30 protein-coding genes are annotated in these 26,091 nt (G+C 48.5%); all 30 read right to left on the reverse strand.

The window, feature by feature from the left end:
- Positions 1-37 precede the first annotated feature (37 nt).
- Positions 38-1,294 (reverse strand): RIP metalloprotease RseP, encoded by a 1,257-nt coding sequence (gene rseP / locus C6I21_RS10315; protein ID WP_105959396.1) that lies wholly within the window; start codon positions 1,292-1,294, stop codon positions 38-40.
- 12 nt (positions 1,295-1,306) lie between these two features.
- Entirely contained in the window at positions 1,307-2,455 is a 1,149-nt protein-coding gene (gene dxr / locus C6I21_RS10320; RefSeq protein WP_105959397.1) for a 1-deoxy-D-xylulose-5-phosphate reductoisomerase, read from the reverse strand.
- A gap of 31 nt (positions 2,456-2,486) precedes the next feature.
- On the reverse strand, positions 2,487-3,281 hold the full coding sequence (locus C6I21_RS10325) for a phosphatidate cytidylyltransferase (RefSeq protein ID WP_105959398.1): 795 nt from the start codon (positions 3,279-3,281) through the stop codon (positions 2,487-2,489).
- A gap of 11 nt (positions 3,282-3,292) precedes the next feature.
- The gene (locus tag C6I21_RS10330; RefSeq protein WP_105959399.1) at positions 3,293-4,057 is read right to left on the reverse strand and encodes an undecaprenyl pyrophosphate synthase; all 765 of its coding nucleotides are present in this window, start codon (positions 4,055-4,057) and stop codon (positions 3,293-3,295) included.
- A gap of 267 nt (positions 4,058-4,324) precedes the next feature.
- Entirely contained in the window at positions 4,325-4,882 is a 558-nt protein-coding gene (gene frr / locus C6I21_RS10335) for a ribosome recycling factor (protein ID WP_105959400.1), read from the reverse strand.
- Between the two features lie 3 nt (positions 4,883-4,885).
- Positions 4,886-5,608 (reverse strand): UMP kinase, encoded by a 723-nt coding sequence (pyrH, locus tag C6I21_RS10340; RefSeq protein WP_105959401.1) that lies wholly within the window; start codon positions 5,606-5,608, stop codon positions 4,886-4,888.
- Between the two features lie 133 nt (positions 5,609-5,741).
- The gene (gene tsf / locus C6I21_RS10345; RefSeq protein ID WP_105959402.1) at positions 5,742-6,623 is read right to left on the reverse strand and encodes a translation elongation factor Ts; all 882 of its coding nucleotides are present in this window, start codon (positions 6,621-6,623) and stop codon (positions 5,742-5,744) included.
- Positions 6,624-6,715: 92 nt separating this feature from the next.
- On the reverse strand, positions 6,716-7,414 hold the full coding sequence (gene rpsB / locus C6I21_RS10350; RefSeq protein ID WP_105959403.1) for a 30S ribosomal protein S2: 699 nt from the start codon (positions 7,412-7,414) through the stop codon (positions 6,716-6,718).
- A gap of 160 nt (positions 7,415-7,574) precedes the next feature.
- Positions 7,575-8,036 (reverse strand): DUF6115 domain-containing protein, encoded by a 462-nt coding sequence (locus C6I21_RS10355; RefSeq protein ID WP_105959404.1) that lies wholly within the window; start codon positions 8,034-8,036, stop codon positions 7,575-7,577.
- Between the two features lie 23 nt (positions 8,037-8,059).
- On the reverse strand, positions 8,060-9,427 hold the full coding sequence (locus tag C6I21_RS10360; protein WP_105959405.1) for a flagellar assembly protein A: 1,368 nt from the start codon (positions 9,425-9,427) through the stop codon (positions 8,060-8,062).
- Positions 9,428-9,452: 25 nt separating this feature from the next.
- Positions 9,453-10,220: a FliA/WhiG family RNA polymerase sigma factor gene (locus tag C6I21_RS10365; protein ID WP_105959406.1), complete on the reverse strand. Its 768-nt coding sequence runs from the start codon at positions 10,218-10,220 to the stop codon at positions 9,453-9,455.
- Entirely contained in the window at positions 10,220-10,492 is a 273-nt protein-coding gene (locus C6I21_RS10370; RefSeq protein WP_105959407.1) for a hypothetical protein, read from the reverse strand. The genes C6I21_RS10365 and C6I21_RS10370 overlap by 1 nt, the downstream gene beginning before the upstream one ends.
- Positions 10,489-10,977: a chemotaxis protein CheD gene (locus tag C6I21_RS10375; protein WP_105959525.1), complete on the reverse strand. Its 489-nt coding sequence runs from the start codon at positions 10,975-10,977 to the stop codon at positions 10,489-10,491. Before C6I21_RS10375 ends, C6I21_RS10370 begins: the two co-directional genes overlap by 4 nt.
- Complete coding sequence (locus C6I21_RS10380) at positions 10,977-11,603, reverse strand: chemotaxis protein CheC (protein ID WP_105959408.1); 627 nt, start codon at positions 11,601-11,603, stop codon at positions 10,977-10,979. The genes C6I21_RS10375 and C6I21_RS10380 overlap by 1 nt, the downstream gene beginning before the upstream one ends.
- Positions 11,600-12,088 carry a chemotaxis protein CheW gene (locus C6I21_RS10385; protein ID WP_105959409.1) on the reverse strand — a complete coding sequence of 163 codons (489 nt, stop codon included), beginning with the start codon at positions 12,086-12,088 and terminating at the stop codon, positions 11,600-11,602. The genes C6I21_RS10380 and C6I21_RS10385 overlap by 4 nt, the downstream gene beginning before the upstream one ends.
- Positions 12,089-12,128: 40 nt before the next feature.
- Entirely contained in the window at positions 12,129-14,171 is a 2,043-nt protein-coding gene (locus C6I21_RS10390) for a chemotaxis protein CheA (protein WP_105959410.1), read from the reverse strand.
- Between the two features lie 18 nt (positions 14,172-14,189).
- Positions 14,190-15,221 carry a protein-glutamate methylesterase/protein-glutamine glutaminase gene (locus C6I21_RS10395; protein ID WP_105959411.1) on the reverse strand — a complete coding sequence of 344 codons (1,032 nt, stop codon included), beginning with the start codon at positions 15,219-15,221 and terminating at the stop codon, positions 14,190-14,192.
- A complete protein-coding gene (locus C6I21_RS10400; RefSeq protein WP_245411604.1) occupies positions 15,218-16,102 on the reverse strand; it encodes a MinD/ParA family protein in 885 nt (294 codons plus the stop codon). The genes C6I21_RS10395 and C6I21_RS10400 overlap by 4 nt, the downstream gene beginning before the upstream one ends.
- Positions 16,099-17,199, reverse strand: a complete 1,101-nt coding sequence (gene flhF, locus C6I21_RS10405) for a flagellar biosynthesis GTPase FlhF (protein ID WP_105959412.1) — start codon at positions 17,197-17,199, stop codon at positions 16,099-16,101. Before flhF ends, C6I21_RS10400 begins: the two co-directional genes overlap by 4 nt.
- Positions 17,196-19,244, reverse strand: a complete 2,049-nt coding sequence (gene flhA / locus C6I21_RS10410) for a flagellar biosynthesis protein FlhA (RefSeq protein WP_105959413.1) — start codon at positions 19,242-19,244, stop codon at positions 17,196-17,198. Before flhA ends, flhF begins: the two co-directional genes overlap by 4 nt.
- Positions 19,245-19,268: 24 nt before the next feature.
- Complete coding sequence (gene flhB, locus C6I21_RS10415; RefSeq protein WP_105959414.1) at positions 19,269-20,354, reverse strand: flagellar biosynthesis protein FlhB; 1,086 nt, start codon at positions 20,352-20,354, stop codon at positions 19,269-19,271.
- Complete coding sequence (fliR, locus tag C6I21_RS10420) at positions 20,351-21,124, reverse strand: flagellar biosynthetic protein FliR (RefSeq protein ID WP_105959415.1); 774 nt, start codon at positions 21,122-21,124, stop codon at positions 20,351-20,353. Before fliR ends, flhB begins: the two co-directional genes overlap by 4 nt.
- 1 nt (position 21,125) lies before the next feature.
- Positions 21,126-21,395, reverse strand: a complete 270-nt coding sequence (gene fliQ, locus C6I21_RS10425; protein ID WP_105959416.1) for a flagellar biosynthesis protein FliQ — start codon at positions 21,393-21,395, stop codon at positions 21,126-21,128.
- Between the two features lie 14 nt (positions 21,396-21,409).
- The gene (gene fliP, locus C6I21_RS10430; protein WP_105959417.1) at positions 21,410-22,090 is read right to left on the reverse strand and encodes a flagellar type III secretion system pore protein FliP; all 681 of its coding nucleotides are present in this window, start codon (positions 22,088-22,090) and stop codon (positions 21,410-21,412) included.
- Positions 22,087-22,731, reverse strand: coding sequence for a flagellar biosynthetic protein FliO (locus C6I21_RS10435; RefSeq protein ID WP_181186210.1), 645 nt, complete (start codon positions 22,729-22,731; stop codon positions 22,087-22,089). The genes fliP and C6I21_RS10435 overlap by 4 nt, the downstream gene beginning before the upstream one ends.
- Before the next feature lie 23 nt (positions 22,732-22,754).
- Positions 22,755-23,117: a response regulator gene (locus C6I21_RS10440; RefSeq protein ID WP_105959419.1), complete on the reverse strand. Its 363-nt coding sequence runs from the start codon at positions 23,115-23,117 to the stop codon at positions 22,755-22,757.
- 27 nt (positions 23,118-23,144) lie between these two features.
- A complete protein-coding gene (gene fliY, locus C6I21_RS10445) occupies positions 23,145-24,362 on the reverse strand; it encodes a flagellar motor switch phosphatase FliY (protein WP_105959420.1) in 1,218 nt (405 codons plus the stop codon).
- Entirely contained in the window at positions 24,349-25,344 is a 996-nt protein-coding gene (fliM, locus tag C6I21_RS10450; protein WP_105959421.1) for a flagellar motor switch protein FliM, read from the reverse strand. Before fliM ends, fliY begins: the two co-directional genes overlap by 14 nt.
- 24 nt (positions 25,345-25,368) lie before the next feature.
- Positions 25,369-25,800 carry a flagellar basal body-associated protein FliL gene (gene fliL / locus C6I21_RS10455; protein WP_105959422.1) on the reverse strand — a complete coding sequence of 144 codons (432 nt, stop codon included), beginning with the start codon at positions 25,798-25,800 and terminating at the stop codon, positions 25,369-25,371.
- A 3-nt stretch (positions 25,801-25,803) separates the two neighbouring features.
- A complete protein-coding gene (locus C6I21_RS10460; RefSeq protein ID WP_105959423.1) occupies positions 25,804-26,028 on the reverse strand; it encodes a flagellar FlbD family protein in 225 nt (74 codons plus the stop codon).
- Between the last annotated feature and the right edge of the window lie 63 nt (positions 26,029-26,091).

Below are 26,091 nucleotides of genomic sequence, written 5' to 3' on the forward strand. Positions count from 1 at the left end.
TGCAGTTAGTTTCTCACGTCAATTTCCTGATAGATCTTTACATAAATATCCTATTAATATCGTTCCACGTTACTGCTATGACGAGAAGCATGAGAAGAGCAAAGCCGATGAAGTGCACCATGCCTTCCTTCTGCGGGTCAATCGGCTTTCCGCGGACTGCTTCAAGGCCGATAAACAAGAGCCTTCCGCCGTCCAGTGCCGGAAGAGGGAGCAGATTGATGATTCCCAGATTGACACTTAAAATGGCTGCCCATTGGAAAAGGACGAGAAAGCCCATTGCTGCTACTTCACCGGTATAATTGTAAATGCCGACTGGCCCTGCCAGAGCATCCAGACTGAACTGTCCGGTGACAAGCATACCGAGCGCTTCAAGTATAAGTGTTGCGTACTGATATGTTTCCGTAAAGCCGAAGGCAAGCGCGCCGGTCAGCGTTCGTTCTGTTGGAGCCAGCACACCGATAACGCCTACACTTTCCTCTTCTGTCAGCTGCCTCTCTTCTGCTGTAAGCGATACAGAGAAGGTTTCCTCTTCTCTTAGAACCTCCAGGTCAAGCTCTTCACCCGCCTGCGTTTGAATAATTTCAGTCATATCCTGCCACGATTCAACCTGTTCACCATTGACAGCTGTGATCTGGTCTCCGGTTTCTAGTCCGGCTTCCTCTGCAGGCATATCTTCCTGGATACCGCCGACGCGGGCTTCATCCACCGGCAGTCCGGCTACGGCTGCGTAAAAGATAAGGACAACGACAGCAAGAACAAAGTTCATTGCCGGACCGGCAAATATCGCAGCTGCTCTCTGACCAACAGTTTTTGAACGGAACTGCCGGTCGAGAGGCGCAATCTGTGTTGCTTTTTCATCATGGATGTAGACAGCTTTCGAATCCAGTGTATGCGATTCAAGTTCCCCGTCTTCATTGTAGCCGCGTATGAACAGCTTGTCTTCCATATCAATTTCTTCCACCTGGAGAACTCGGCACTCCGGGTGTTTTGATTTGTTGTTCACGATAATCTTTGACACCTTATCATCGCTGTTCCATTCCAGCCCTACTTCATAACCCGGGCGTATCTGGACTAGTTCCGGATCTTCCCCCGCCATACGCACGTAACCGCCGAGTGGAAGAAGCCGGATCGTATATGTCGTTTCATTCCGGTCAAAGCTGAACAGCTTTGGCCCAAAACCGATCGCAAATTCCCGGCACAGGATGCCGGCACGTTTTGCCACGATCAGGTGACCCCACTCATGAATAAAAACGAGTGCTCCGAAAATTACGATGACAGCCAGCAGTGTATTCATTTATATCACCCTTTACTTAAGAAACCCTTCTACTCTCGAACGTGTCTCCTGATCGAGGGACAGTACGTGGGAGAGCGCCGGGTCGGCGTGAAACTCATGCTTTTCCACAGCATGTTCAACGAGATTATCAATGGTCAGAAAGTCAATTCTGCCATCCAGGAACATAGCTACCGCCTGCTCATTGGCAGCATTCAGCACACAGGGAGCCGTTCCCCCCATTTTCCCTGCTTCAACAGCTGTTTCAAACGCACGGTATCTTTTTCCATTCATCTTTTGGAAGTGAAGCGATTCCGCCTCCCATAATTTTAACCTCTGCATCCCCGGCACTGCAAGTTTCCGGGGGTGGGTCAGTGCATATTGTATCGGCACCTTCATATCCGGCGTACCGAGGTGAGCCAGAATACTTCCATCCTGATATTCCACCATGGAATGGATAATACTTTCTTTATGAAGCACGACATCAATTTTTTCATATGGCATCTGAAAGAGCCAGTGGGCTTCAATGACTTCCAGCCCTTTGTTCATCATCGTAGCGGAATCAATCGTAATTTTAGCACCCATACTCCAGTTCGGGTGATTCAACGCTTCCTTTACCGTGACGCCCTTCAGCTCATCGCGGGTTTTATCCCGGAAACTGCCTCCGGAGGCAGTCAGAATCAGCTGTTCTACTCCCCCTGCTTCTCCATCCAGGCACTGCCAGAGAGCAGAATGTTCACTGTCCACGGGAAGCAGCTTGACCCCTGTCTCTTTCTGTTTCTCCATGACAAGATGTCCCGCTGCAACAAGCGTCTCCTTGTTGGCAATGGCAATATCCATACCGGTTTCCATCGCTTTCAGCGTCGGTTCAAGACCGGCACTTCCCATCACCGCATTAAGCAGAATGTCTCCTTCTCCTCCTGCAGCAGCACAGGCCATGACACCTTCTCTTCCAATAAGAATGTCCGCTTTGTAATCGATCACTGCTGATACGTCCGCTGCTGCTTTCTCCGTCTGTACAGAGATGATTTCAGGACGGAGTTCATTCAGCCAGCCGGCTGCTTTTTCCGTGTTGGTACCAAATGCCGCGGAGCGGAGCGAAAAAGACTCCGGGTAGTGGCGGATGATATCGATCGTCTGTTCTCCAATAGAGCCGGTGGCTCCTAATAAGTGAATTCCCCTCATGTGTTATCCTCCAGAATGTTGTTATGTAAATTCAGCCGAGAAACCCGAACAGATATAAAATCGGCATGACAAAAATCATGCTGTCAAACCGGTCGAGAATTCCTCCATGACCCGGCAGCACATTCCCGGAATCTTTCACTGCATAATGACGCTTAAACGCGCTTTCAACCAGATCTCCCAGCTGACCGGCACTCGATACAATCAAAATACAGAAGAACAATTCCCACCCGGAATCAAATACATTGAAGTAGGCAGAGTATATATATCCGGCAGCAAAAGCAGCTGCCATGCCCCCGAGTGCCCCCTCAATTGTTTTCTTCGGGCTGATCTTCGGCCACAGCTTATGTTTTCCAAAAGCACGGCCGGCAAAATAGGCCCCGGTATCTGTCATCCAGATTAATATTAAGATAAGGATAAGCAGTGCCAGTCCATTTTCAGCGAATCGGGCATACATAAAATAATGAAAGCCGAAACCGACGTATACCGACGCCAGAATCATAAAACCGGCTTCATCAAACGTAAACGCATTTTTTGTAAGCACCGTCAGCGCAAGCATAGCAATAATTAGAATTAAAAAAAGCTCATTCCGGTCTACCGCTATAATACCCTGCTCCAGCCAGTCTTCAGGGAGAGCAAGTAGCAGGACAAATATAAAACCGAGCGCTCCGCGCGACGAAAACAGGCGGATATGCTTCATTTTCAACAATTCACCCATCGCAATAACAGCGAGCAGTACCATGAGAAGGATGAAAGGAAGGCCTCCGTACCAGAGCACACCAAGAAATCCTGCTCCAGCAATGACGGCAGTAATTATTCTTTGTTTCACATCATCCCTCCTCAGACACCGCCGTAGCGGCGTTTACGCATCTGGTATGCCTCCACCGCTTCATAGAAGTGCTCTTTTGTGAAATCCGGCCAGAGAACATCGGTGAACCAGAATTCTGCATAGGCAAGCTGCCAGAGCATGAAGTTGCTGAGACGCTTTTCACCACTTGTACGGATTAGCAGATCGGGATCTGTCATCCCGGACGTCATTAAGTAGTTGGAAACCGTATGTTCTGTTACATCTTCTTCAGCAATCCTGCCGTCATCGATATCCCGGTGCATCTTTTGAAAAGCTTCCATCAGTTCAGAGCGGCTTCCATAATTTAAGGCAAAATTCAGGACGAGTCCATCATTCTGCTGTGTTTCGTGCACCGCATTCTCCACTGCGCGCTGTGTAAATGGAGGAAGTTTTTCAGTGTCTCCGGTGATGCGGACGATCACATTTTCTTCCATAAGCTTCGGAAGCTCTACGCTCAAAAAGCGTTCCGGCAGGCGCATTAAAAAGTCGACCTCTGTCTTTGGCCGTTTCCAGTTTTCTGTTGAAAAAGCGTACAGCGTCAGAGCATCTACTCCAAGTTCATTGCATGCACGGACCACATTGCGGATGACCGTCATGCCTTCACGGTGTCCTGCAACTCTCGGAAGACCGCGCTGACGAGCCCAGCGCCCATTCCCGTCCATAATGATCGCGATATGGGAGGGAACTCCCTGTACGTCCGGAACGGACTGTGATTGAAACTCTTCTTTTTTCATTCGTTTCGTTAATTTATTCAGCATGAAGTACTGCCTCCATCGTCAAACTTCCGTTCGGATTTACTACTCGTTCATTCTACCACGTTTCCGGTGGTCCGATAATAGTGGATTGCTATTTGACTGTAATTTCCTTTACAGAAAGCGCTGTATCACCTATAAAATAAACCGGCCTCTGCTGTTCCAGCGACTTTAAACGTGTGCGTTTGTTGCTGAATGGGGCTGATGATAATGAGGTGTAAATGAAAAAATCCCGGACCAGCTGTAAAGCCGGACCCGGGAGAGCTGTTTTCTTTATACTGCTTTCACTTCATCTTCTTTGTCTTTTGCATATTGATCTACGAGCGCAATTTTTTTATCGGTCAGCTTCTGCACATCGTCCTGTGCACGCTTGTGCTCGTCCTCTGTCATTTCGTTGTCTTTCTGCTTTTTCTTCAGGTCATCATTTGTTTCCCGGCGCACGTTCCGGATCGCCACTTTTGCTTCCTCCGCGTAGCGGCCGATAATTTTAATCAGCTCTTTACGGCGCTCGTCGGTAAGTGCCGGAATCGTAATACGGATGACGTTTCCGTCATTATTTGGAGAAAGACCGAGATCCGCTTTTTGAATTCCTTTTTCAATATTCTGGATCGACGATTTATCAAATGGCGTGATCATAAGCGTACGGCCTTCAGGTACGGATACCGTTGCCAGCTGGTTCAGCGGCGTTAATGCTCCGTAATATTCCACCTGAACACGATCAAGGAGAGACGGGTTCGCACGACCTGCACGGATCGTAGCAAGCTCTCTTGAAAACGCATCGATGGATTTGTTCATTTTTTCCTCTGCCTGTGTTAGAACCTCTTTCGACATAAATTACTGCCCCCTAATTAAAGTACCGATATCTTCTCCGGTTACTGCACGTTTAATATTTCCTTTTTCAGCAATCGAGAACACGATCAGTGGAATATCATTATCCATGCATAATGAGGATGCGGTGGAATCCATTACAGCCAGACCATCCTTCAAAATGTCAAGATACGTCAGTTTATCATATTTCTTGGCGTTTGCATCAGTTGTCGGATCAGCATCATAGACACCGTCTACATTATTCTTCGCCATGAGAATAACATCTGCTTCAATCTCTGCCGCACGGAGAGCTGCTGTCGTATCTGTTGAGAAATACGGATTGCCTGTTCCTGCTGCAAAGATAACGACGCGCTTCTTTTCCAGGTGACGGATGGCACGACGGCGGATGTATGGCTCGGCCACCTGCCTCATTTCAATGGAGGATTGGACACGCGTCTGTACACCGATATGCTCCAGGCTGTCCTGAAGTGCGAGGGAATTCATAACAGTGGCAAGCATTCCCATGTAATCGGCTGTTGCCCGGTCCATTCCTTTCGCACTCCCTGCCATCCCGCGCCAGATGTTTCCGCCTCCGACGATGATTGCTATTTCCACATCCAGTTCATATAGTTCCTTTACCTGTTCTGCTATAGACTGGATCATATCAGGGTCAATTCCGAATCCCTGCTCACCAGCCAGCGCTTCTCCGCTCAGCTTCAGTACGATCCGCTTGTATTTAGACTGCTCCATGATTCCCTCCCAGATTCATTAAATAACTTCTGTGCATACGTACAGAAAAACACGGCGCCCGGTGCCTGGCCACAATAAATCAGCGGGGGCACCGGAAGCGCTCGTGCTCGTTTTCCGGTTATAAACCGACTAGTTATTTCTTTACCTGGGACATAACTTCTTCAGCAAAGTTATCTTCACGCTTCTCCATACCTTCGCCTACTTCATAGCGGAAGAACGTTTTCACACTTCCACCTTTGGATTCAACATACTTGCCGACCTTCTGATCGCTGTCCTTTACGAAAGCCTGCTCATTCAGGCAGATTTCTTCAAAGAACTTTCCGAGGCGGCCTTCCACCATTTTCTCAACGATGTTTTCCGGCTTGCCTTCGTTCAGCGCCTGCTGCTTAAGAACTTCGCGCTCGCGGTCTACTTCCTCTTCGGATACAGCGTCGCGGCTGACATATTTCGGGTTGATCGCAGCAATGTGCATCGCTACGTCTTTCGCCGTCTGCTCATCAGCACCTTCCAGAACAGTCAGTACGCCGATGCGGCCTCCCATGTGAATGTAGGAGCCGACGTTCAGGCCATCGCCGTTCTCCACTACTTCAAAGCGGCGGAGGGAGATTTTCTCCCCAATTGTCGCGATCTGGGAATTGATATAGTCCTGAAGCGTGGACTCTTCTCCAGCATACTCCTGGGAGAGGGCTTCTTCCACTGTGGATGGATTGTTGTCAATAATGTGGTGAGCCACGTTATCAACCATTTTGATGAAACCATCGTTTTTCGAAACGAAGTCCGTCTCTGAGTTGATTTCAACGATCGCAGCTTTATTTCCGGAAGTAACGACGTGGGCAAGACCTTCTGCCGCTACGCGGTCCGCTTTTTTAGCCGCTTTGGAAATTCCTTTTTCACGAAGAAAATCCACCGCTTTTTCCATATCTCCATCCGTTTCTGAGAGCGCCTTTTTGCAGTCCATCATGCCTGCGCCGGTTTGTTCACGAAGTTCTTTTACCTGCTTTGCTGAAATAGCCATTTTATCTTCCTCCTTGATTATAATTGCCGCACCATTTGCGGAAAAAAAGGATGATAAAGGGTCAACTCCCCTCTATCACCCTTTTGGATCGTTTATGCAGTCGTTTCTTCGCCCTGGTTGGCTTCGATAATCGCATCTGCCATTTTCGCTGTAAGCAGGCGAACGGCACGGATGGCATCGTCGTTACCCGGGATGACATAGTCGATCTCATCAGGGTCACAGTTAGTATCAACGATACCAACGATAGGAATTTCCAGCTTGTGAGCTTCTGCTACTGCGATCCGCTCTTTGCGGGGATCGATAATAAACATAGCATCCGGAATTTTTTCCATTTCTTTAATACCGCCGAGGAATTTCTCGAGACGATCCATCTCTTTGTTGAGAAGAACAACTTCTTTTTTAGGAAGGACATCAAATGTTCCGTCTTCCTTCATTGTTTCGAGCTGCTTAAGGCGGGCAATACGCTTTCTGATTGTTTCAAAATTCGTCAGCGTACCACCGAGCCAGCGCTGGTTGATGTAGTACATGCCGGCACGCTCTGCTTCTTCACGAACAGAATCCTGCGCCTGCTTTTTTGTTCCTACGAACAATACTGTACCACCCTGCGCTGCAAGGTCGCGGACAAAGTTAAATGCTTCGTCCACTTTCTTGACCGTTTTCTGCAGGTCAATAATGTAAATACCGTTTCTTTCTGTGAAGATGTAGCGATCCATTTTTGGATTCCAGCGGCGTGTCTGGTGGCCGAAGTGTACACCGGCTTCCAGCAGCTGCTTCATGGAGATCACTGCCATTTCACTCACCTCCTGAGTTTGGTTTTATTTAATCCTCCGGAACCTTCCTCCATCTGCAGGACTCAATGAGCACCCCTGCCTATGTCCGGAACCGTGTGTGCTTGAACACCGTAGAAAAATATATCACACCTGGAGCCTGTTGACAACCTCTCAAGCACATTTAACTGCGGAATTTAACGAGAAGTTCCACCTCACCGGCTCCCATTTTCAGCTTTTTCGCTGTTTCTTCTATGGAATAACCCTGGTCCTGCAGCTGATACACCTTTGCTTTTGTCGACGTTTCATACGTGCCGGAAGGTTCCTCTTCGACCGGAAGCGGCGGCAGGTAAGGCTTCTCTTCAGCTGCAGGTTCTTTATGATTGTAACTGTACGTATGCTCCGGAGCGGCGTTTGTATCCACCGTCCGATTCTCCGATTGTGCACTCCGCCGCTCCAGTGTTTTTACAAGCCGCTCATTTTCTTCTTTCATCTCTTCCGTATAAGCTTCAAGCAGATCCTCTATCTCTTTTTTGCTCCGCTCCAGGTCACCATTGTTCTGCGCCGAATCCCTGCGGAACAAAACAACGATGGCATAAATAGTAAATAAGTGCATCAGCAGACTTGCCGCCAGAAGTATGTACACGTTTCATTCCTCCTTCCGCCGCGCTAGAGGTTCTGGAACTTAATTTCACTGCTCTCAATAAAAAATCGCGCCCGGCTCGTTTCGACATTTATTTTACGCCGATATTTGCCGAATTGAAAGCTGACATTTGGATAGCAGACTTTTTCCACATCTACATACACTGCATCTGCATGGGAGACGGTCTCTTCCAATTTATCTTTCTGTTCTGAGCTTGATTGATAAAGAAGCTGCATTTCTTCAATAGAAGTTTCTACCTTATTAAGAGACGCTTCTTCTTTCGAAGAGAGGCGGCCTGTCTTTTTTTTCTTTTCCAGACCCGACTGCAGCCGGAACAGCTTTTTTAGATTCTCCCCCGCAAATGCCATCTGCTCTTCCAAATAGCGCTGTTTCTCTGAAGTATGGTGATCGCCACCTGCAAAAACAGCCGTCGGGGTGTGCATTTTTGTACCAAGTTCCCGTACGATCATTCCCCTGCCGCAGGAAACCGTTCCGCCGGAGACAGACCCTTTCCCTTTGTCGGCGTAGAGAGTTCCGTGCACAACAACGTCACTCTGCAGAATCATGGATTTGATATGAAGATTCCCACCGCATTCTACAGATGCCTGGTTAATAAATCCGGCATGTATATCTTTATCGGCCTGTATTCTGCCTTCCCCCTGCGCAGCTGCTCCGCCCTGTATAAAAATAGAGCCCCTGCTTTCCAGAAAGGCTCCTTCCACTGTTTCCTGTACTCGGATATCTCCGCGTGCTTTAATATGAAAACCTGAAGGGACACTGCCGAAAATCGTCACATTTCCGTTAAATTCAATATTTCCCGTCCGCAGATCGAGATCGCCTTTAACTTCAAACACCGGGAGAATATGTACCGTCGTCTCCTCTACGGTAAGCTGTCCGGATTTGGAAGCTGTCAGCTTCATCCCTTCCTTATCCATGATAGTGTTTTTCCCGGGTCGAAGTTTGAAATCTTTTCCGCTTTCTGCAGGGATAATTTCTCCATCCACACCAGTGCCATCGATACCGCTTCCTGCCGGCTTCTTCTCAGCAGCCATCTCCCCTTCATCCAGCGTCGGGATCGTCATCACATTTTTCAGGTTCACATCTCCGGCAGCGGGGCGCTCGGGCGCTTCAGAAGTCTCCATTTGAACAAGAAGTACGGCATCCTCTCCCTTTACCGGCGGCGTTCCTTCTGCGATTGTCAATGCGTGGCGGAGCGGAGAAGCCGTCACTTGGTCCACCGCTTCTTCCAAAATGCCGAAGCGGACACCATTTTCCTTTAAGAACTGATAGACCGCCGTTTTTTCAGGAAACTCTTCTGCTTTTTCAAGCTGCATGATCTTGGCAGACATCCGGTCTTCAGCGATACTGATTTCATAGCAGGTATGTAAATCCATCGTCTCCCCCCCTCGTTCCTGACGTCTAGTCACTTTCTGTTAAATACTGCTTTAACTTAAATAATGACTTGGAATGGATCTGGGATATCCGTGACGTGGTCAGATTCATTATTTCGCCGATTTCAGTAAGTGTCATTTCCTCTGTATAAAACAGCGCAATAACGGTCTGTTCTTTATCATTTAATTTCTGCACGGCTGCTCCGAGAAGTTCTTTATCAGCCAGAAGGTCGAGCCGTGCATCGGGACGTTCTGCTTTCTCATCGGCAAGAGTCTGGACGTACGTTTCCTCCCCGCCTTCCTCCCCTGTTTTCTCATCAACCGAAAGCATGTGGGAGTGGAAACTGTCCTTCATCGTTTCGAAAACTTCCGTTTCAGTAAGAGACAGCTCTTCTGCTATTTCTGCAGCAGAAGGCTCCCGTCCGAGTTTCTGCTCGAGTTTTTCAGAAGCGCGCTCTAATTTTTTGGTTTTCTCCCGTACACCCCGCGGCAGCCAGTCCTCTCTTCGGAGGCCGTCCATAATCGCGCCGCGGATGCGGAAGGATGCATATGTATCAAATTTCAAATCCCGCTCTGCATCAAATTTCTGCAGCGCATCATACAGCCCTGTCATGCCGTGACTGTGGAGCTCTTCGGTCCGGACATTTTTTGGCAGAGCTGCACGCACCCGCTGCACGTGGTATTCGACTAATGGCAGATAGGCACGGATCAGCTCATCTGCAGCGGACGTGTCCTGATCTGACAGCCATTGATCCCAGTAATGATGAAGCATTTCCGTCTCTGCTTTTCTGCTCATTAGTCTTCTCCTTTCATCTCCTCAGCAGGAGAATCCGACTCTAGTTCTTCCCCATTTTCCTCTTGTACATCGAAGTCCTCAGACTGCCTGTTTCCGGCCAGGCCTTTCAAAAGCATCCAGCCGGCACACGCTCCTGCTCCGGCACCGAGCACACCTGCTGCTCCAGTACGGAAAAGGGCCATTTCAGGAGTTACCGTACCAAATGAAAGCAGTGCTGCAGCAGCCATAAACAATAGAGATACAATACCGGCCATTCTCCACGTGAACGTCATACTTTGACGACTCCTTTATTGACTGTGCGTATTTCCAACGAACCATCTGCGGGAGCGAATTCAATCGTCCTTCCGCTGTTTCCGCCCGTATCCTCAAACAGAACCGGCACACGCAGCTCAGCCAGTGCTCGTTTGACAGCGTCGACATTTCTCGGACCGATTCGTGCAGCGGAAGAACCGGAAGAGAATTGAAACATCTCCGCTCCACCTGCCATCTTTGCTTTCAGTCTGTATTTTGGACATCCTTCAGCCAGGAGATGACTATATAAATCGCTGCATGCCGTATCCGCATACTTCGCCCGGTTCACTTTCTGCTCCCTCGCTGCAGAAGAGTCGGGAAGCATAATATGGGCCATTCCCCCATACTGCATCGTTTCATCATACATAATAATTCCAACGCAGGATCCCAGACCTGATGTTCTTAATGTAGCAGGAGCGCCTGCGAACTGTAAATCCGCCATTCCTACTTTTATCACTTCTTTCATCATATGGAAACTCCAAGCGCTTCAAACAGGGACTGAATGCCATCAGGATCAGGAAGAAGCAGAAATGTTCCTTTCAGACTGTCGCTTTTCTCTTTTAAAGAAATGGACGTATCGATCAGCAGCGCGTAGTCACCGTACATGGAAACTTCGGCGAGTCCGTAGGATAAAAGTGCCATCGTCATATCGCACGCCACTGCCGGCGGAGTAGGCTGAAGGTTCAGTCCGGTAAAATCCGACAGAGCGCTCAAGTAGGATCCGGACAAAATGTTGCCGGCTTCATTCAGCGCAGAAGCTCCCATCTCCGGCATGGGCTCCTGGTTGAGATCCACTTCGGCTCCCCCCAGAAGGAGACTGGTCAGTTCATTTGCCTCATCCAGCGGCAGAAGGAAAAACATCGTTCCCGGAACGTCTCCTTTTAATTGAAGCAGAACAGCACAGGAAATTTCCTCTTCACCAAACAGACCGGTTACTTCTTCAAACCCTGCTATGCGGACGGACGGGACGGACATGTCGACCCTGCTTCCAAGCATGGCGGACAGCGCAGTTGCTGCGTGCGCCGCGCCGATGTTTCCAGCTTCTCGTAAAGCATCCAGCTGGCCTTCGGATACAGAAGGAAAGCCGGTCATTTTGACGAACCGCTTTCCATCTCTTTTACTTCTGCCACTTCTTCCGGATTCAATACTTTATCCAGGTTTAGCAGAATCAGGAGTCTTTTCTCCAGCTTTGCGACTCCGCGGATATAAGCGGCCTCCACCCCTCCGACTACTTCAGGCGGCGGCTCCACAGCTGATGACGCAATATCAATGACATCGTTTGCCGCATCGACGATAAGTCCGACATCCATGCCATCCACCGTTACGATAATGACACGTGTCGCTTCCGAATGATCGGCGTTTTCAATCTGAAACCGGCTCCTCAGATCGATAATTGGTGTCACCACACCGCGGAGGTTGATTACACCTTCTACAAATTCGGGGGTTCGCGGCACTCTCGTAATGTGTTCCACCCGCTCTATGGATTTCACTTGATTCACTTCCACACCGTACTCTTCGTCTTTCAGCTGAAAAACAATCACTTTCAGGTTATCCACTGCTGTCTCCGTCTGTTCCATGTTTAACGCCTCCCTTTGATATCATCTATCTGACGGCTGTTTACTTGATCAGCGCATTGCAGTCGAGTATTAAAGCGACCTTCCCATTACCGAGTATCGTAGCCCCGGAGATTGCAAAAATATTCTGCAGGTAATCACCAAGGGATTTTAATACAATTTCCTGCTGTCCGATGAAGGAATTGACAACGAGCGCTGCCATTTTTTCTCCTTTACGCACAATCACGACGGAGTAATAGTCATTTTCTTCTCTGGTCACCGGCACATCGAAAAAGGATGTCAGATCGATCAGCGGTACGACACTGCCTCGGAAATCGATCACTTTTTGATTGTGGGCGGCCATAATATCGTCCTTTTTAATAATCGCTGTTTCGATGATCGAAGAAAGCGGAACTGCGTACACTTCATCCTGCACTTCTACAAGCATGACGGATATAATCGACAGTGTCAGCGGAAGCTGTATAAGGAAGTGCGTTCCTTCTCCAGCCGATGAATCGACCGAAACGGTTCCGCCGAGTGATTCAATTTTATTTTTTACGACATCCAGACCTACTCCGCGTCCGGAAATATCGGATATTTCATCCGCTGTACTGAGGCCGCTGGAAAACAGCAGTTCATACACCTGCCGGTCAGAAAGCTGCGCTGCGTTTTCGGGAGAAACGACGCCGCTTTTCAACGCTTTCTGCAGGACTTTATCCCGGTTGATGCCGCCGCCGTCATCGCTGACTTCTATGAAAACATGGTTTCCGCTGTGGTACGCCTTCAGCGTAATATGACCTGTCTCCGGCTTACCGGCATTACGTCTCTTCTCCGGAATTTCGATGCCGTGATCGATGGAATTTCGTAGAAGGTGTACGAGCGGGTCACCGATTTCGTCAATTACGGTACGGTCCAGTTCGGTCTCAGCTCCAATAATATCGAGGGAAACCTTCTTTTCCAGTTCTTTCGACAACGAACGAACCATGCGTGGGAACCGGTTGAACACCTGCTCTACCGGAACCATCCGCATCGTCAGAATAATACTCTGCAGATCGCCGGAAATCCGGGACATATGCTCCACCGTATCGGTCAGTTCACTGCTTTCCAGTTCTTTAGAAATCTGTTCCAGCCGCCCACGATCGATTACCAGTTCCTCAAAGAGATTCATCAGGCTGTCGAGACGGTCGATATTGACACGGATCGTTTTGCTCTGGGGAGCCGCACTGGACTCTGTCGATTTTTCCACGGGCTTCTGTGATGCTTCTGATACAGGCTCCGGTGACCGCACTCCCTGCTCTGCAGGAAGGGCTGCCTCCTCTTCAAACTGGTTCTTTTCTTCTTTCATTTCCTCAGGTTTCTCGTCGATCTGCACAGTTTTGACTTCTGCCGTTTTAACTTCGGAAACTTTCAGAATACGCTGCTGAATATCTTCCTGTGTCTCTTTCGTAATCAGTACGATGGTAAAATCAAGTTCAAACTGCTCATCTTCCAGCTCTTCTACCGAAGGGACAGACTTCACTACTTCGCCGGCCTGCTCCAGTACTTCAAATACCATGTAAACACGGGCAGCTTTTAAAATGACATCTGGTGAGAGGGATATCTTCACTGAATAAGCATTAAAATCCTGCTCTCCTGCCTGCTGAATAACTGTACGCTCAAAATCGTCATATGTAAGCGCACGGCTTTCCGGAATAATCGCCCCGCTCGTTTTCTCTTCCGCAGGAGCCGTTCCTTTTTCGACATGCTCCAGCCGATTCACGATCGCTGAGACGTCTCTTCTGCCTTCACCTCCAGAAGCTATATCCGTCACCATCGCCTCAAGATCGTCAACTGAGGCGAAAACGACGTCCATGACACCGGAGTCAGCTTCAATTTTATCGTTTCGGATACCATCCAGCACATTTTCCATCTGATGCGTCAGGCTTGCCAGATCTTCGTAGCCCATCGTTGCCGCCATCCCTTTCAGGGTATGGGCCGAACGGAATACTTCATCAACAATGGCTGTATCGCCGGGATTCTGCTCCAGCTTCATTAAATTGTCGTTGACCGCCTGCAGGTGCTCTGTACTCTCATCAATAAACATTTCCAGGTATTGATTTCGCTCCACTTTCATCTCCTCCAGTAATCAGCAGTATTTCATCAGTAATTCCGCCATACGCCCGGCAGAAGCGGTATCGTCTACGAGACCAGCCTCCATGACGGCACGGGGCATACCGTATACTACACAGGATGATTCTGTTTCTGCAAGAAGTATCGTTCCTTTTTCCTGCTTCAGCAGTCTGGCACCTTCTTTTCCATCAGATCCCATGCCGGTCATGATAATTCCGACCGTTCCTTTGAAACCGGCGTGATAGGCCGATTGAAAAAGTGGGTCCACAGAAGGGCGGTGGCCATTCACCAGTTCTCCCTGTTCTAATTGTATCGCGACGGAAGTCCCGATTTTGCGTATAGTTAAATGGTATCCTCCCGGAGCAATATAGGCAACACCTTTTTTGGCAATTTCTCCATGTTCTGCTTCTTTGACCGATATTTCGCTCAGCTGATGCAGGCGGGTGCTCAATGATTTTGTAAAGCCCGCCGGCATATGCTGCACGATAAAAATAGGTCTTGGGAAGTTGGATGGCAGTCTCGTCAAAAACTGCTGGAGGGCTTTAGGACCGCCTGTCGACGTGCCTAAAACGACAATTCTGCCACTGCCGGAATCTTCCGGAGCGGTCACTGTTTCATTCGGTGCAGCTTCAGGTACCGGTTTTTTGTTTATACCCGCTTTAGCTGCAGCAGCCGCTTTTTCTACTAATTCGCCGGCAATTTTATCCATATCCAGCGAAATAGATCCGGATGGCTTCGCAACAAAATCAACGGCCCCGAGTTCCATGGCTGTAATGGTTTGTTCTGTCCCCTGCTTTGTCACGCTGGATAGCATAATAACCGGGAGGGGATGCTCTGCCATCAGTTCTCTCAGTGCTTCCAGCCCTCCCATTTCCGGCATCTCCACATCCATCGTCAAAAGGTCCGGCTTGAGCATTTTTACTTTGCTTAATGCATCCCGGCCGTTCCTGGCTGTACCGATCACGGTAAATCGGGGGTCTTTAGAGAGAATGTCAGAGACTACTTTCCGCATAAATGCGGAATCATCAACGACCAGTGTGCGGATCATGATCGCTCACTCTCCCCTTTCATATATTTTTTCAGACGTCCGATGAAAGAGTTGAATGACGACGCTCCGGAAACCGGACTGCCTGAAAAATCCCCTGCAGCTTTTTTAACTGCTTTGGAAGGTTTGGATGAAGGTGCGTACTGTGTGAACGGCGTCTGGGCGCGTACTGCTTTCCAGACTATCGGGTCGTTTGGAATAGAGCCGAGAAAATGAACGTCTTTTTTCAGGAATTTTTTCGTCACCTGCATTAAATTTTCCGCTGTCTTTTCTCCATCACGCTCGTTATTAGCTCTATTTACAATAATGGAGACAGGAAGATCCTTTTCGTACATATTCAAATATTTAATCATCGCATACGCATCTGTCATAGACGTTGGTTCCGGAGTCGTTACGAGAATACATTCCTGCGCAGAAAGGAGAAAGTGCAGGCTGTCATTGGATACACCGGCTCCCATATCCAGAAAGATGTAGTCGAATGCGCCATTTAACGATTCCAGCTGCTGCGTAAACGTCTCTGCCATCTGTTCATTGAGCTCAAACAGCGAATTCAATCCGCTGCCCCCTGCCACATATGCAAGCGATTCCGGACCGTACTGGATCACATTCCAGATCGATTCTCCTTTTTCAAGCATATCGACGATGGAGGACGTGGAAGATTCTCCAATAAGAATATCGATATTCGCCATCCCGATGTCGAGATCGATGATCAGCACTTCCTTATTCTGCTTTTTCAGCTCGAGAGCCAGGTTAACAGCAACGTTTGATTTCCCTACTCCGCCTTTTCCACTGACGACGGAGACGACTTTCGTTTCGACGGGTGCCTTTTTATCCTGTGACTGCTTTAATTTTTGACGCAGTGCCTGTGCCTGATCCATCATCATTGCACCGACTTTCTTCCTGTAATGAGTGCTGCGACTTCAGCACGGTCGGCCGGACGGATATCATCCGGAACGTTCTGCCCGACAGTTATATAGCGTACGGGAATCTGATACTCGTTCACTGCATTTAAAACGACTCCGCTCGTTTCAGTTTCATCGAATTTCGTGAAAACAAAAGCGTCTACACGTATCAGTTCAAACTGTTCAATGATTTTTTTCATGTCCCGGTATTTCGACGTCACCGATAGGACCAGATAATTTTCCACTTCGTTTTCCAGATCGATGAGCTCTTTCAGTTGTTCCACATAAAGGGGATTCCGGAAATTACGTCCCGCGGAATCGATTAAAACAAGGTCAAAATCTTCATACGCAGCTTTTGCTGCTTCGAAGTCCTCCATTGAATAAGCAACTTTGACCGGCACGTCGAGAATATCTGCATACGTTTTCAACTGTTCAATCGCAGCAATACGGAATGTATCGGTTGTGATAAACCCTACTTTTTTCCCTTCCTGAACGACGGCCTTGGCGGCAATTTTGGCGAGTGTTGTCGTTTTGCCGACACCGGTTGGCCCGAATACGTTAATGAACTTCCGGCCGGAGAGGTCCGGGGTTTCCGGGATCCGCTTCTGAATTTCTTCTTCCAGCCAGCTATCCAGGCTGCTTTCTTCTGGTTCCTCTTCACGGTACCAGCGCTTTAACAGCGCATGAAGAATTTCAGAACGAAGCGGCTCTTCAATTTCCAGTTCGAAAAGCCGCTCTTCCGCTTTTTCAGGCCCCCCGGACAGCACCGTCCGCGGACCGGATGAATTAGCGGAAGTAAGGGATTTCAGCTCACGCAGTTCCTGACGCATGACTTCCTGCTCCCGGTTCGATTTCTGCGGCACTTTTTTCAGCGCCTTTTTTTTAACCTGCGTCTCAGTTACCGGGGTTTCCGGATCCACTGCTGCAACAACTTCCATGCTTTTTTTCGTGAAAAAACCTAACAGACCGCCCTTTTCCACCTTCTTTGAATGAAGAATGACCGCGTCCCGGCCCAGCTCATCACGGACTTTTTCCATCGCTTCCGCCATCGTGGGCGCATTATATTTTTTTACTCTCATGTCATTGTCACCACCCCGATACTCTGAACTTCCACTGTCGGTTCGAGTTCATTATAGGAAAGCACCGGCACCTGCGGCATGTAGCGCTCTATCAGATGGCGCAGGTACATTCTTACAGCTGGAGAACAGAGCAGGATCGGCATGTGACCGCCTTCCTGCATTTTCTCCACCTGCTGTGCACATGCTTCGACGATCGCCTGGGCCTGGGAAGGATCCAGATTCAGCATCGCCCCGTGCTCCGTATGCTGGACACTGTCCGCAATTGCTTTTTCAACTTCTCCGCCTGCTGTTACGACGTACAGTGGCTGTCCTTCTTCGACATACTGTGCCGTCAGCTGACGGGAGAGTCCCTGCCTCACATATTCTGTCAGAAGATCTGTATCTTTTGTCAGCTGTCCATAGTCTGCGAGCGTCTCAAAAATAAGCGGAAGGTTCCGGATCGACACTTTTTCCTGCAGCAGCCGGCTCAGCACTTTCTGGATTTCTCCTGTAGCAAGTGGTGTCGGTGTCACATCTTCGACAAGTGTTGGGTAGGATTCCGCTATGTGATCGATCAGCTGCTTCGTCTCCTGCCTTCCGAGAAGTTCATGGGCATGCCGTTTAATGATTTCCGTTAAATGCGTGGAGACGACAGACGGCGGATCGACCACCGTGTAACCTGAGAGTTCCGCCTGCTCCTTCATTTCTTCGCTGATCCACTGGGCAGGAAGCCCGAATGCAGGCTCAACGGTATCGATGCCGGTGACCGCTTCATCTTCCACACCGGGACTCATCGCCATATAATGATCAAGGAGAACTTCTCCTTTAGCAACTTCGCTTCCTTTGATCTTGATTGTATATTCGTTCGGCTGTAGCTGAATGTTGTCACGTATCCGGATTACCGGCACGATCATGCCCATCTCCAGCGCCAGCTGACGGCGGATCATGACGACCCGGTCGAGAAGATCCCCTCCCTGATTTGCATCCGCAAGCGGAATCAGGCCGTAGCCGAACTCAAATTCCACTGGATCCACCTGAAGCAGACTGACGACGTTTTCCGGTGACTTCATGTCATCCGCATCTTCCTGTCCGCTGTCTGTTTCTTCCACGGCGTCCAGCTCAGCCTGCTGAAGCTGTGTTCTACTCAGGAAGAATCCTCCTGTACCAAGCGCTGCTGCCACAGCCGTTGTCACCAGCGCATCAATAGGTGTGAAAATGCCAAGTGCAGCAATGGTTCCTCCCGCAACATACAACATCTTCGGGTAGGCAAATAACTGCTGTGTTATGTCATGACCCAGGTTACCTTCGGAGGCTGCCCGTGTTACAACGATGCCGGTCGCCGTGGAAATAAGAAGCGCCGGTATTTGACTGACAAGTCCGTCGCCTACGGTAAGAAGCGTATATTTATCCGCGGCCTCCGCCACGCCGAGACCTTCCTGAAGCATACCGATGACAAGTCCGAAGATAATATTAATAATGACGATAACGATTCCAGCGATGGCATCCCCTTTTACGAATTTACTGGCACCGTCCATCGAACCGTAAAAGTCTGCTTCCTGTTCAATTTTCTGCCGGCGTTCTTTCGCTTCAATATCAGAAATCATGCCTGCATTTAAATCGGCATCGATGGACATCTGTTTACCCGGCATCGCATCGAGTGTAAAACGTGCACCGACTTCCGAAACACGCTCCGCCCCTTTTGTAATAACGATAAACTGAATCACAACGAGAATGACGAAAACGACGAAACCGACGAGTGCGTTCCCGCCGACAACGAATTGACCGAACGTTTCGATCACGTTTCCCGCGTCCCCCTGATTACCAAGAATCGCTCTCGTCGTCGAGACGTTCAGTCCCAGACGGAAAAGCGTCACAAGCAGGAGCAGCGTTGGAAAAATCGAGAACTGCAGCGGTTCCTGCGTGTTCATGGAAACGAGGATGATCAACAGAGCCGCTGAAATATTTATGATGATTAAAAAATCAATGATGGCAGTAGGCAGTGGAATAATCAGCATGATAACAATCATGATAACTGCCATTAGTATACTAAAATCCTTCAACGGCATACTGAAGTCTCTCCTTTTCCGTCCTTACACATTTTTTTGAATCCTGTACACATAGGCGAGGACTTCCGCCACCCCTTTAAAAAGCGTTTCCGGCACCTGGTCGCCGATGTCTGCCTCCGCATAGAGTGCTCTTGCAAGCGGCCGGTTTTCCACGGTGATAACATGATGATTTTTTGCCGTATTTTTAATCTTGAGCGCGATATAATCGACGCCTTTCGCTGTAATTACAGGAGCATCCATCGAGTCATCATCGTACTTCAGAGCTACTGCATAATGCGTCGGATTTGTAATAACAACGTCCGCTTTAGGTACTTCCTGCATCATCCGGTTCATCGCCATCTGCCGCTGCTTTTCTTTAATTTTAGACTTAATCAGCGGATCCCCTTCCGCTTTTTTATGCTCATCCTTTACGTCCTGCTTGGACATACGGATGTTTTTCTCAAAATCGTATTTCTGATATAAGTAGTCGAGCATAGCGAGGAAGATAAGTAGAAAACCAACAGCGAGCCCCATGATGACAATTAAATTGCCGATTAGAGCAGAACTGTCATAGACAGAATACAATCCAAGCCGCAGAAGATCATCCAGGTAAAACCAGATGACAGATCCCGTAACCAGCCCGACCAGGCTGATTTTCAGCATCGATTTCAAAAATTCCACCAGCGCACGCGTGGAGAAAATTCGTTTGAATCCTTTCAGCGGATTGATCTTCTCCAGCTTGAATTTGATTGCTTCCGGAGCGAAAAGAGTTCCGACCTGCATGAGGTTGGCAGTAATACCTGCTACTGCAGCAGCAAGCATGACAGGTGCGGTAATTAAAAACGCTTCAAAGGAGTACGTTAACAGCATGGTATGCAGATTGGCCTCTGTCAATTCCATCAGCATATAGTCTGTCAGCGTATACTCTGTCATCCGCAGCAGTCCTTCAACGACAAATCCCCCTGCAATCCAGAAAAGCAGGAAGACAAACAGCAGAATAAACGACGTATTAACGTCGGTACTTTTGGCGACCTGTCCCTTCTGTCGGGAATCTTTACGTTTTTTCGGTGTTGCCTGTTCCGTTTTCTCCTGGGCAAAGTACTGCAGGTTTAATTTCAGCTTCACGTTTATACACTCCCATAAAGTTCCATCAGTGTCCGCATTGTTTCAATGACGACTTCTGTCAAATATTCCACAAGTACAAAAAACGGGGCCATCGTCAAAAATAAAATAATCATACCTACCATGATTTTTAACGGGAGTCCTACAACAAATACGTTGACCTGGGGAACTGTCCGGGCAATCATACCAAGTGCCACATCCACGAGAAATACGGATCCGACGACCGGCATCGACATTTGAAACGCGATAATAAACATGGAACTTACTGCTCCTGCTGCTTCATTGACTACTTCTTCTGAACCGAAAGGAAGAAAAACCTGATCCATCGGTATCAGCTGGTAGCTGTAAAACGCGCCGTCTATCATAAGATGGTGGGCATTCAATGCCAGTATAAGCAGAAGAGCGAATGTATACAGGTAGCTTCCGATAAGCGGCGACTGCTGACCTGTCTGCGGGTCGATGACACTCGCGATTAAAAAACCCATCTGCCGGTCAATCAATCCTCCTGCTGTCTGGATCGCATACAGAAGTATTATTGCAATAAGGCCGACTGTCAGACCGACGAGTGCCTCTTTCACGATAAGAAGCATATACGTATAGTTGATTTCCAGAACCGGCCAGTCCTGTGTAAAAAATATAATCCATGTCATAAAAAAGGCAAAGCCGATTTTAATCTGTCCGGGTATTGTCTGGTAGGAAAAGAAAGGGAGAGTCAGAATAAACGCGGACATTCTTACTAGAATAAGTACAAAGGCCGGAGCCCATTCCTGAAATTCCATATCAGCCTATAAATTCATGCAGATTACCGAAGATGGATTCTGCAAATGTCAGAAGCTGCGTCAGCATCCAGGGACCAAAAATAATTAAAGCAATCATGACGCCGGCAATTTTCGGAATGAACGCAAGCGTCTGTTCCTGGATCTGTGTCGTGGCCTGAAAAATACTGACTCCGAGCCCGATTGCAAGCGCAGCAATCAACAGCGGGCCGGATATAATTAATGTGACAAATACTCCCTGCTCCGCCCAGCGGAGCACCATTTCCTGACTCATAATTCAGCCTCCCCCTAAAAACTAAACAACAGCGAGCGGACGACAAGGTGCCACCCATCCACCATGACAAACAGCAGAATTTTAAATGGCAGTGCGATCATAACCGGCGGAAGCATCATCATACCCATCGACATCAGTACGCTTGCCACAACCATGTCAATCACGAGAAAAGGCACAAATATCATAAAGCCGATTTGAAAGGCGGTTTTTAATTCACTGATGACAAACGCCGGAACGAGCGTGGAAAGCGGGACATCCTCCAGGCTTTCCGGCCGTTCCTCACCTGCATAACCCATAAACAAAGCCAGATCTTTTTCTCTCGTATGCTGTGCCATAAATTCTTTCATCGGCACAGCTGCTTCTTCAAATGCTTCTTCTTGTGTCATTTCACCCTCAAATAATGGCTGCAGAGCATTTTCATTTACTTCAGAAAAGACCGGCGCCATTATAAAGAACGTTAAAAAGAGAGCGAGACCGATAATAACCTGATTCGGCGGAACGGTCTGAGTTGCCAGAGCGGAACGGACAAAGGAAAGGACAATGACGATTCTTGTAAAGGACGTCATTAGAATTAAGATAGCCGGTGCTAAAGAAAGTACGGTCAGAACAAGGACAAGCTGAATGGTCGATGACAGATTCTCTCCACTGTCATTAAATATATCGAGGGATGGGATTTCCAGAAAGGCTGCTATCATCGGCTTTTCTCCTTCACAGATTTATGAAGCTTCTGCTGACTGGAGCGGACCGAATCCATTCTGGAAGAGAGCAGATCTTTAAAGGACCCTGAATCAGCACGGCTCGTCTGGTCTTCCTTACGGGACAAAAAGCGTGTGAAGGCTTCATTTACAGGAGGTCTTTCCTGATCACGGAGCATATTATCTACTTCTTCCGGATCGTCGATTTCCTTCAGCAGGCTGACCGTGTCACCAACCCCTACGACGAGGAGCTTGTCACCTACTTTAACGAGCTGGACGGACCGGTTCTGACCTACGCCGACACCGCCGACAGACTGGATGGTCTGATGTTTGGAAAAAGACCTGGAACGCTTGTTAATGAACTTAAGCACTGCGTAGATCAAGAACAGGACGACACCCAGACCGAGAAAGAGCTGGACGGTCAGCAGGAAAAGGTTCTGCGGACCGGCTCCTTCCTCCGGAACCGGTGTCGTGCCCTCTTCTGTTTCTTCATCCGATAACGGATTTTCCTCCGGTTCTTCCGACTCCCCGTTATTCTGCTGGAGCCCCTCGATTACACTTCTCGAGCTGTCTCCATATGTCTCCGCCGAAACGCTTTCTGCACCTGCAAACAGGAGCAGAAGTGCGAGCCACACCTTCATTTTCCCCACCCTCATTTCATATGTTACGCAAGCGATTTGTTAATTGCTTCGAGAACCCGGTCAGCCTGGAACGGTTTGACGATAAAATCTTTTGCACCAGCCTGGATCGCATCGATGACCATTGCCTGCTGTCCCATAGCAGAGCACATGATAATATTTGCATCCGGATCGTGCTTCTTAATTTCTTTCAGCGCAGTAATTCCGTCCATTTCGGGCATCGTGATGTCCATCGTGACAAGGTCAGGTGAAGCATCTTTATACATCTCCACTGCCTGTGCACCGTCTCCTGCTTCTCCTACAACATCAAAATCATTTTTTACGAGAATATCTTTAATCATCATCCGCATAAATGCCGCATCGTCAACAATCAGTACTTTCACTGCCATTCGTATTCGTCCCCTCTATTTTCAATATCAGCGGAGGTTTTTCAGCCGCTCTTCCTTACTTACAATATCTGTTACACGGACACCGAAGTTTTCATCGATAACCACTACTTCCCCTTTAGCAACCAGACGCTGATTCACAAGGATATCAACCGGTTCACCGGCGAGCTTGTCCAGCTCGATGATCGAGCCTTTGGAAAATTCGAGAATTTCCTTGATCGAACGCTTCGTTCTTCCGAGTTCCACCGTAACTTCCAGCGGTATTTCCATCAGCATATCCAGATTTCTTGCTTCCTGGTCATTCAGCTGCGGCGCATCAAAGCTTGAGAATGCAGCCGGCTGAACAGAGACATCGCGGTCCGGCATACGTGACTGGGTTCCCATGTGCTGCGGTTCTGAGCGGGGAGCCTGCTGTCCGCGCTCTGCCTGTGACGGCTGCTGTGGCTCGGGCTCAGGTGCTTGTCTTTCCATTTCCGGCTCATTCTGCACAGCACTCTGTTGGGAGGGCTCAGGATCCGGGATAGGTTCTTCTGCGCTGCTTTCTTCAGCGCCTCCGGGATTCATCAGCTTATCGACCATATCTTTCGCAAACTTTACAGTAAACATCTGCATAATTTTTGAATCAATCAGTGTACCAATCTTCAAATCGAAGGAGATCTGCACAAGCACCTCATCGTCCGGAATCTGCACACCTTCCGGGTCCTCCGCCAGGTCCATTACCTTAATTCCTGGTGGTGAAATATCCACCTTCTGGTTAAAGATAGTCGACATTGACGTGGAAGCAGAGCCCATCATCTGGTTCATGGCTTCCTGAACCGCACTCAATTCCATTTCGCCGAGATTTTCATCTGCAGAGGTCCCATCGTTACCCATCATTAAATCAGCGATGATCGCTGCGTCTTTCGTTTTAATGACGAGGAGATTCAATCCTTCAAAACCTTCCGTATATTCAACAGAAACGGCTACGTGGGGTTTTGGGAATTCTTCCTGTAGAGCTTCCCGCTTTACAACGTCTACTTTCGGTGTTGTAATATCCACTTTCTGATTCAACAGTGTGGAAAGAGCCGTTGCGGAGCTTCCGAATGAAATATTGCCGATTTCACCCAGTGCATCTGCCTCAATGGAAGTCAAGTAGTCATCAAGTGACACTTCATCCCCTGACGAGGCGCCCTCTGCAGGCTCATCATCATCCATACCGCTCAGCAGCTCGTTAATTTCATCCTGACTAAGCATATCATCGTTCATCATGGTAATCCTCCTCCATCACCTCTGTGACCTGCACGGCGAGGTGGTGCTTTACTTTTCCGGGCTGGACTTTAAATTTCGCTTCCTCTTCCACTCTTGCCGTCAATGAATCATCAATCAGCTGGTCGAGTTCTATCATATCCCCGCGCTGCAGCTGGAGCAGTTCCTCCACCGTAATAGCAGATCTTCCCAGCTCGACAGATAATGGAACCTGAGCTTTCTGCAGGTGATGCTCCAGCGACTGCAGCTCTTTGTCGTCCCGTTCCCGCTGTTTTTCCTGCATCCACAAATGAACGCTCAGTTTCGGAAGAATGGACTCAATGACAACGTGTGGCAGGCAGATATTAATCATGCCTGAAGACTCGCCGATGGTGGTGGAAAAGGAGATGACTACGACGGTTTCATTCGGTGAAACTAGCTGTAGAAACTGAGGGTTTACTTCAAGATCCTCCATTAAAGGATCAAATTCCTCCACGGAAAGCCATGCCTCTCGAAACACTTCCAGCATCCTCTGAAACAGCTGCTGCATGATTTTCGTTTCGATTTCTGTAAGGTTTTCCACTTTGTTGTAGGGCTCTCCCTGGCCGCCGAGCATCCGGTCCAGCATGGAGTAGGCTATATTCGGATTGACCTCCATCACGAGGCGTCCTTCCAGCGGATATGGTTCGAAAACGTTTAATATGGTCATTTTCGGCACGGAGCGGATAAATTCTTCATAAGGAAGCTGGTCGACAGAAGCAACCTGCAGCGACACGTACGTTCGAAGGTGGGCGGACAGCTGCGTTGTCAAAAGCCGGGCAAAGTTTTCATGAATCCGGGTGATGGAGCGCACCTGATCTTTTGAAAAACGAAGGGCCCGCTTAAAATCATAGGATTTGATCCGTTTGTCTTTTTCTTCCTTTTTCAGTTCATCTGCATCCACTTCACCGGTGGATAAGGATGAAAGCAGAGCATCTATTTCACTCTGCGACAATACATCTGCCATAGTATATCACCTGCCTTCTGCTTCCTATTGAATGACTTTATCCTTAATATAGACCCGCACGATACTGCCATCCTGCATAATTTCATTCATTCTCGAACGGATATTTTCCTCCAGCATGCTCATGCCTTCGGATCCTTGAAGATCCTGGGCTGACATGTCAGAGAGCTCGCTGATAATGATATTATTCACTTGAAAATCGCGCATTTCTACTTCTTCTTTTGCATCTTCCGAATCGGCTTCAATGACGAAAACGGCCCGGATCACCTGATTCGTATATAAGTTCGTTGTTATTTCAGATGTTTCTACAGAACGCTCGATCACCTCTTCAATAGAGGGTTCCGCGTCTGCATCTTCACTTTGAAATACCTGTGTATATAAAATAAATACAACGACGCCGATCAGCGTCAGTGAAGCCAAAATGATGAGCATAATTGTAACCAGTCGATTTTGAAACACAGATCAGTCTCCTTCCTTCTGCTGCTGCAGCCATTCTTTATCCAGAGCGAGGCCGATCTTCTGATAAAAGGCTGTTACTTTTTCACGAAGCTCTGCTTCACTGTCGAGAAGCACAATTTTTTTGCCATTCAGTAACGTAACGGTCGTATCCGGAAAAGCTTCCACCTGCTCTATATAGAGAGCATTCAGCGTAAATGGACGCTGATTGAGTCTTGTCACCTCAATCATCGGGTCCCCCCTTTAATTTATGTAGGACAGGAGGACGACCTTTGGACCTCCTGCCGTATCCCG

Source organism: Alkalicoccus urumqiensis, assembly GCF_002993335.1.
Taxonomy (GTDB): Bacteria; Bacillota; Bacilli; order Bacillales; family Salisediminibacteriaceae; genus Alkalicoccus; species Alkalicoccus urumqiensis.